Source organism: Desulfuromonas sp. TF (genome assembly GCF_000472285.1).
GTDB lineage: Bacteria > Desulfobacterota > Desulfuromonadia > Desulfuromonadales > ATBO01 > ATBO01.
Genome location: NZ_KI421412.1, coordinates 278,622 through 286,549, shown reverse-complemented (window position 1 = coordinate 286,549; position 7,928 = coordinate 278,622). Strand labels below are relative to the sequence as shown.

General features: G+C 58.5%; 5 protein-coding genes and 1 pseudogene. 4 read left to right on the top strand and 2 right to left on the bottom strand.

The window, feature by feature from the left end; translation table 11 throughout:
• The 4 genes and pseudogenes from DTF_RS26785 to DTF_RS21270 form a co-directional block, all read left to right on the top strand.
• Nucleotides 1–400: pseudogene (locus DTF_RS26785) on the top strand (hypothetical protein); the annotation flags it as partial.
• 74 nt (nt 401–474) lie between these two features.
• Nucleotides 475–1,515 carry a radical SAM protein gene (locus tag DTF_RS25005; RefSeq protein ID WP_027713864.1) on the top strand — a complete coding sequence of 347 codons (1,041 nt, stop codon included), beginning with the start codon at nt 475–477 and terminating at the stop codon, nt 1,513–1,515.
• Nucleotides 1,516–1,855: 340 nt separating this feature from the next.
• Nucleotides 1,856–3,724, top strand: a complete 1,869-nt coding sequence (locus DTF_RS0101315; protein ID WP_162148573.1) for a sulfatase-like hydrolase/transferase — start codon at nt 1,856–1,858, stop codon at nt 3,722–3,724.
• 15 nt (nt 3,725–3,739) lie between these two features.
• Nucleotides 3,740–4,573, top strand: a complete 834-nt coding sequence (locus DTF_RS21270) for a glycerophosphodiester phosphodiesterase family protein (protein ID WP_051360662.1) — start codon at nt 3,740–3,742, stop codon at nt 4,571–4,573.
• Here DTF_RS21270 and DTF_RS0101305 read toward each other — a convergent pair.
• Nucleotides 4,549–5,640, bottom strand: coding sequence for a radical SAM protein (locus tag DTF_RS0101305; protein ID WP_081702727.1), 1,092 nt, complete (start codon nt 5,638–5,640; stop codon nt 4,549–4,551). The genes DTF_RS21270 and DTF_RS0101305 overlap by 25 nt on opposite strands.
• Nucleotides 5,641–5,664: 24 nt before the next feature.
• Nucleotides 5,665–7,926 carry a glycosyltransferase gene (locus DTF_RS0101300; protein ID WP_027713861.1) on the bottom strand — a complete coding sequence of 754 codons (2,262 nt, stop codon included), beginning with the start codon at nt 7,924–7,926 and terminating at the stop codon, nt 5,665–5,667.
• Between the last annotated feature and the right edge of the window lie 2 nt (nt 7,927–7,928).

Genomic DNA, 7,928 nt, shown 5'->3' with positions numbered 1-7,928 from the left:
GCCCCGCCGACCCTGGCTGCGGCGGGTGAACCCGCCTCTGCTAGGACACGATGCCCCACTCAAGGCCCTCGTCCTGAAGGCGCTTTCGTGCGGGTTCGCCGGCGCCGCCCGGCGGGCAGGGGTAGTCTGCTCCGAACATTTTGCCGGGCTCTACTCCCTTTCGCCGCAGGCGGACTATCCGGCCATGATGGCCGGCTGGCTGCGCCGCGCTCCTGCCGGGACGGTGCTGATGTGCCACCCGGGGATGGGCAGCGAGGAAGACCCTGAAGGGATCGGCAGGACCCGCCTGCGGGAATTCCGCTATCTCGGGGGGCGGGGGTTTGCAGAGACCCTCGTGAAGGAAGGGATCGCCCTGACCGGCTTTCGCCGCTGGCGGGAGAAGAGCTGCCGAACAACCTGAATGAACCGGATGCGGACCGGGCGACCTGCGACGCCCCTTTTCCGCGCCCATCCGAACGATCCGGAGGATAATCCATGGGTTTCACCCACGCCATCACCCGACTTATGAAATACGGCTTTCCCGGCCAGCGTCCCGCCACGCCGCTCATGCTCATGTTCCACATCACGACCCGCTGCGACATGGAGTGCAAGCACTGCGGCGACGACATCTGGGGCGATCCCAAAGACGACCTGACCCTGGAAGAAATCGGGGAGTTTTCCCGCGGCATGGGGGAGTTCGTGGATCTCGGACTGGGGGGCGGAGAACCGTTTCTGCGCAAGGACCTGGTCGAGATCTGCGCGATCTTTGTGCAGCAAAACAAGGTCCGGAACATCGGCATCCCGAGCAACGGTTTCGCCACCGGGCGGATCGTCGAAAAAGCTCGCGAAATCCTCGAGCGCTGCCCGGAGACCACGCTGAATATCATGCTCTCCCTCGACGGCTTCCAGCCGACCCACGACGAGATCCGCCGGCCGGGTTCCTACGATCGCGTCCTGGCCACCGCCCGACGGCTCAAGGAGCTGCAGCAGGAGTACGACAGGCTCAACCTGAGTTTCAACGCCACCATCAACAACGAGAACTGGCGGGAGCTGCCCGACCTGGCCCGGTTCCTCCAGGATGAATACCAGGCCAACCTCGACTTCAACGTCCTCACCGGCGACCCCCGCGACCCGGGACTGGTCGTTCCCGCCCCGGAGATTCTCGAGGAGACGATCGAGGGAATCTACGCCGTTCGCGAAACCTCGCCGCTGACGGACCATTACCTGCGCATCTGCCAGGACGTGATCGTCAGGACCAATGCCGAGGACCGTCAGGTCGTCCCCTGCCGGGCCGGCAGCTTGATCGGTACGGTGCACGCCAACGGCGACGTGCGCGTCTGCCCCTACCTGCCGGTGATCGGCAACGTGCGCGAGCGTACGTTTCAGGAGATCTGGCAGAGCGAGCAGGCCCTGGCCCAGCACCGCTCCATATCCGCCGGCGACTGCTCCTGCAACAGCGACTGCTTCATCGTGACCAGCCTGAACCATTACTGGAAGCTGCCGCTGATGGTTCTGCATGAAAAGGTCAAGTTGTAGGAAAGCAGTAAAACATTTTTTACGAATTTACTCCTGCTCTTTGAAAAATTCATAGGAGATTTTAAAAGAATCTGAGATATATATGTTCCGGTTCAACTCCAATTCTTTATTATGCTGTTAACCGCCAGTTGACAATGATTTGAAATTTCGGGAGGCTCATATGTTTTTTTTGAATGACATCAGGAACCTGATCGGAATCAGATTCCTGTCCGGTCTTGTTCTGGTCCTACTTCCCCCTCTTGCGGGGACGATTTTGACCGATGCAGCAACAATTTGGCCTCTATCGACGATGCTTTACAGCCTGGGTCTCCTGTACAGCTGCACAATGCTCCCGAGGGGGGTGACAAGGCTCGTCGTTTACAATATCGTCGCAACAGCCTTTTTCCTCGCTGAATCCTGCTTCCTTTTCAGCTATTACCTGCAGAACACCGGATTCAACGAGGCGTTCTTCTATCATCTTAGGCCGGATCTGGTTTATGCCGGCTTGAAGGAATATCTTCCTGTTCTGATATTGGTCATTGTCTGCATGCTCGGCTCCCTGTTCTTGTTTTCATCGCTGCTGACGAGGATCGACCTCAGCAAAGGGAAGATATCTCTCCTTTCCCTGGGTCTGCTTTTTGTCGGGCTGTTTATTTCACCCCCCGCGCGGAGCTTTGTCGCCTATATTGAAAACCTCCCGCCAACGGCAGTCGACAGCAGCCTTTCCGAGATTTTTCCTGACCTGGACTCAAGGGACGTCACGTCGCGCCGCACGGGGTCGAACCGTCCTAACATCGTCCTAATTTACGCCGAAAGCCTGGAGCAGCGCTTTTTCGACGAGAAGCTGTTCCCCGGCCTGCTGCCTGAACTGAAAAAACTTCGCGAGCAGTCCCTCGACTTCACAAACGTCGCCCAGGGAGTCGGTGCCGAATGGACCATCGGCGGGATGGTCGCCTCCCAGTGCGGCTACCCGCTCACCTCCTCCTTTGATGTCAAGGGGAACGATCTGAGTCTTTTCGACGAATTTCTACCCGGGACCACCTGTCTCGGCGATCTTCTGAAAAAGGACGGTTACCATCTGGTCTTTATCGGTGGCTCGGATTCCCATTTTGCCGGGAAGGAGGTATTTCTGCGCTCGCACGGCTATTCGGAAATCATCGATCGCTACGTTCTAGAGAAAACCCTGGCGGATAAAAACTATGTGAACGGATGGGGGATCTTCGACGATACGGTGTTCGATTATGCCATTCGAAAGTTTTTCAAACTGAGTAAAGAGAACTCCCCCTTCCTCCTGACCTTGCTCACGCTCGACAACCACAATGGATTCCTGTCGAAATCCTGTGAAGAGCCCTACGCTTCGGGAAAGAACAAGTATTTGAGTTCCGTCCACTGTTCGGACCAACTTATCGCCGGTTTTGTCGAACAGATCAGGCGATCCCCCTATTCGGACAAAACCGTTATCGCACTTGTCAGCGACCACCTGGCGATCAGCAAAAAAGTCAAGGATGTACTCGAACCCTCGCAGATGAAGAAACGTTTGACCTTCTTCATCAATTCTCCGGACGGCAAATCCGGGGTCATTGAAAACGCAGGCATCCATTACGACATCGCACCAACGCTGCTGGATTTTCTAGGTTACGAGGTGCAGGGACAGATGGGCTTCGGCGCACCGCTCACCACAGGTGATGGTTTTTTGCCGAGCCGGTTCGGCGAGGACAAATGGAGAAGTCAGGCGCCAAATCTTGTGGCCATTGGCAAGGATCTGTGGAAAAACGACCTGTTCCTGACGAGGGCCGGGATTTCCCTGGATAGCCAGAACCTCTTTTTGTCGCTGGGCGGGAGGAACTTCGATCTTCGCTCATGGGGCGCCTCGGATGTTCCGGCGTCACTCGTCTATTTTTTTGACCCGACATCCCTAAAGCTATTGAATATAAATGCCTATGCATTCGACGAAGGGTTGCAAAAATCGACTCTGAGCAAGGAGCTTCTCAAGGAGAAAGATAAACTCGCCTTGGTCATCTCCAGAGCCAAGAACCTTCCGGGGTTCTCCGATCCGACGGCAAATCCCAATCAATGGGTATATTTCTGCGGCAAGCCCGGAAGCGCTCCTTTTTCGGGGGGAGTCATCACCGGTGATTTCCACATACCGTTCGATACAATCAAGGAACTTGGGGCCAGCGATCTCGACAACGAAATGATCCGTCTGAGACAGAATCTGATAAATCGATAGAGGCGAGGGGTCGATATGATTATGATGCCCAGGCAGTTTTTCTTTAAATTTCTTTATCTTACAGCTTTTCTGCATGGCTTGGCGTTTTCGGGTGTGACATTCTGCCTTGCGGCCGACCCGGAACTCGAGTCGTCCCGCTATATCGCGCATGCGGGTGGAGGGATCAACCACGAAACCTACACGAACAGCCTGGAAGCCCTGAATACGAATTACGATAAAGGGTTCAGATTTTTTGAAGTCGATTTTTCCTGGACTTCCGACGGCAAGCTCGTTGCGATCCACGACTGGCAAGGCGTTCTGCAAAGCAAGTTTTCCATTGCCGAAGGGATCGCCATCCCGACAGAAGCAGAATTTATTGGATTGACGATGAAAAACAATCTTACGCAGCTCGGTTTGGAAGAGGTGTTGATATGGGCAGCGGGAAAAGGCGATGCATATATAGTCACAGACGTGAAAGATCACAACCTCAAAGCTCTGGGACTTATAGCTGCTGACTTCAAGGAGTTCAATAAATATGTCGTACCGCAGGTCTATTCGTATCGGGAGTATGAAGAGGCCAGGGACCTCGGTTATGAAAGGATCATTCTCACCCTTTACCGAATGAAGGTCGATCCATACGAGGTTTTAGCTTTTGCAAAGAAGTATTCACCTTTTGCTGTGACCATGCCTTGGAAAATGGCCCGGACTGGTTTGGCTTATCATATAAGCCGGGCGGGTACACGCGTTTACGTACATACCGTCAATGAAATGGATTATTTTAATATGCTCAAAGGATTTGGTGTTTTTGGCGTATATACGGACTTTATCTCGCCGTCCTTGAATGCTCAGGCGCCCCAGAACTTGCGGTAGAACTCGATGGGGAGCGGCCGGTCCGGGGAGGCATTTTCCAGCCCGAGGCCGGCCAGGATGAGGTCCTGCTGGTAAGCTGAGCAGGCGGCGCACACCTTCGGGGGGGCGCCCTTCTCGAAGGCCTCGAGGATCCCCGCCCTCCTAGAGCCCCTCCAGACCTCCTTGAGGCTGTCCCGGTCGGCCCGCCCCAGGGACAGGCTCCCTTCGGCGTCGGCGCAGCCGCAGGCGGTGATGGCGCCGTCCCAGCAGACCGCCAGGTGCACGCACGGCAAGGCACACTTCCTGCTCTTCCGCGCTGGCCCCCTGTTCACCTCCACCCCCCGTTCCCGGTCGCTCTCCACCAGCCCGCCGTAGTTCCCATAGGTCCAGAGATGGGTGACATGGACCCCCCGCCTGCGGAAGGCGTCGAGCTGGCGCTTGTGGCGCAGTTCGAATTTCCAGTCGTTGGTGCGGAAGCCGAATGCGATATCGGCCGGGTTGGCGACCTTCTCGTTGAGGTCCAGCAGCCGGTCCATCGCCTCCCTGACCTGAGGGAACCGGTCGACTCCGTACATCTGCCTGTAGGTCTCCGCGTCCAGCCCGCCGATGCTCACCTGCACGACCGCCAGCGACTCCAGGAGGAACCCGACCTCTTCGTCCGAATAATTGCCCAGGGCGATGGCGTTTGTGGTCAGGGCGATCTGGTTGATCTCCGGGCGCCCCCTGAGGAGGCGGATCCGCCGCAGAAGGTGGGGGTCCAGAAGCGGGTCTCCCATGATGGGAGTCAGGGAGACCGCTCCCCCGCCCATCTCCAGGTAGTCGGAGACGATCTTCTCGAACAGCGAAAGATCCATCACCCCTTTTCCCCTTTTCATCCCCGGGTAGGCGCAGAAGGCGCAGCGCGCGTTGCAGAGATTGGTCGTCTCGATCTGCAGGATCAGGGGGGCTTCCCCGAGCGCCCCTGAGAGATGGGACACCTGCGGAGGGGCTCCGGCGGGGAGAAGGCGCCGGCCGATCTCGGCCATCGTCTTCAGGGGCGACAGCGAGAAACGAAGGATCAGGGTTTTAAGCATTCGCGACAGAGGCATCTTCGATCCTGTTTCCTGGTTTCGTTACTTCTCGGGGACCAGCTGCCGGCAGATGGTCTCAAGCTGCTGCTCCGCCAGCTCGGCCTGGTACTTTTTCAGCACCAGCTCCCGTCCATGCCGTCCCATCCGCTCGCACAATTCCTCGTCTTCGGCGAGCGTCAGTATTTTTTTCGCGAGGTCGTCTATATCGCCGGCCTTGACGAACAATCCCTCCCGTCCGTCCGTGAAAACGCTTCTCACCCCCGGCAGGTTGCTGGCAATCACCGGCTTCCCCGACGACATCGCCTCGAGCAGCACCAGGCCGAAGGCTTCCCCCTGGTTGATCGAAGGAAGGACCAGGAAACTCCCCTCCTGATAGGCCCGGACCAGGGCCGGATCGTCGACCTTGCCGAGGAACTGGACATGGTCGGTGATTTTCAGATCCGCCGCCAGCGTCTTGTAATGCGCGAGGAGGTCCCCGCCGCCGACGATGCGCAGCTTGATCGGCCTGGAGCATCCGCCGATGACGGTTTTCATGGCGCGCAGAAGGTTTTCAAGCCCCTTGAAGTAGTGGGCCTTGTCCAGCGCCGAAACGAAAAGCACGACCACTTCCCCGGTTGGTTCCTTCTCCACTGGGCGGAAACGGTCGCTGTCGACCCAGAAAGGGATTTCACGGAACCTCTCCGGAGTCTCCTGGAGAAAAGGCGCCAGCTGGGAATTGGCCAGATAATCCAGGGAAGCGCTGATGATCACGTCGGCGCGCTTGGCAAGGAGCGGGAAAACCATCCGCCGGTTGAATTCGAAGACGTATTTCCTCAGGCCGGTCGAAAGGCTGTCCATGTGATACTGGAGGGCCAGCTTCCCGGGCCAGAGGATGCAGGCGAAGAACACCATCAGATGGGCGCCGTAAAAGGGATAATGGAGCTGGATGATGTCGTAGGAGCGCAGCTTCCAGAGCAGCTGCGGCAGCCAGGCCGCGTTGCCGAACTTCAGCGGGCTTTTCAGCCAGGCCACCCGGTAGGGGAGGACCGCTCCCGGCACGCCGATCTCCCTGCGCCGGGGGGTCATGACCGTCACGTCGTGGCGGCTGGAGTGCATCCTGGCGAATTGGGCCGCGGCGTTTCCCGTCCCTCCCTTGTACGGGGGAAACGTTCCGACCACATGCGCTATCTTGACCCTCGGCCGGCTCGTCTCCTCCAGGACCTGGTCATAGGCGTCCAGCAGACGCTTCTCCATGAATTCCGGCCGCCAGTTGCGCTGGAACTCCACCTGCCCCCGCTGCCCCATAGCCCGGGCGAGTTCAGGGTCGTCCTTGAAGCGCAGGATCGTTTCCTGAAGCTCCTTCTTGGATCCGTAGGTGACCGCCACACCGTTGTCGAAGGCCTCGACCCGCTGGGCCGCCAGCGTGTCCTTGCCGACGATGATCGGCTTGCCGTAGGCCATCGCCTCGAACAGCTTGTTGGGGCTCACCCATTTCTGCGAGACGTTCGTCGGGTCGGTGATGTGAAAGAACAGGTCGAAGTGCGACTCCTCCTCCAGCATCATTTCGTAGGACGGGACCCACTTTCTGAAGGTGATGTTCGGCCAGCGGGCGGCATGCTTCTCCACTTCCTTCTCCAGCGGGCCGAAGCTCCCGATGACCAGACGGACGCCCTGATCCTTCAGCTCGCCGCAGGCCTCGATGACGGTCAGCAGTCCCCTCCCCTCGATGAGGGAGCCGAGGTAGCCGATCGTGAACTCCTCCGACGGCGGAGAAGGATCGGCGATCTGCGGCAGGAAGGGGACGTTGGCCACTTCGAGCATCTTGCGAGGGGTCGCTCCCTCGTGCTGCGGCATCCTCAGCAGGTCGGTAATGATGAACAGGTCGGCCCGGGAGATCAGCCGGTTTTCCAGCCGGCGGGCCCAGTCGGCGAGGACCCGGGGCCACTGCTCCGGCAGCGCCGCGTAATAGGGGTCCAGGCACTGGTAGACGAACGGCTTCCCCTTCAGCCGCGCCACCAGCCAGCCGGGCAGACCGGTGTCGAGGTCGATGGCGTGGATGACGTCGCAGCGGGTCCTCATCAGCTTGAAAAAGAGCCAGAGCTGGAACCGGAACAGCTTGAAGAGGGTGACGAGGTCGTAGAAGCCGGCCCGGATTCCGCACCGGATGTAGCTGATGTTGTCGCTGGTCACCGCCGGCTGGAAGTCCCCCTGTCGGTCCCACAGGAAGCAGCTGACCTCCCCCCACTTGCTCAGGCTCTTGACAAGCCGGGCAAGGGCGGCGTCTTTGGGGTTGCTTCGGAGGACGGCAATGGTTTTGCTCTTCATAT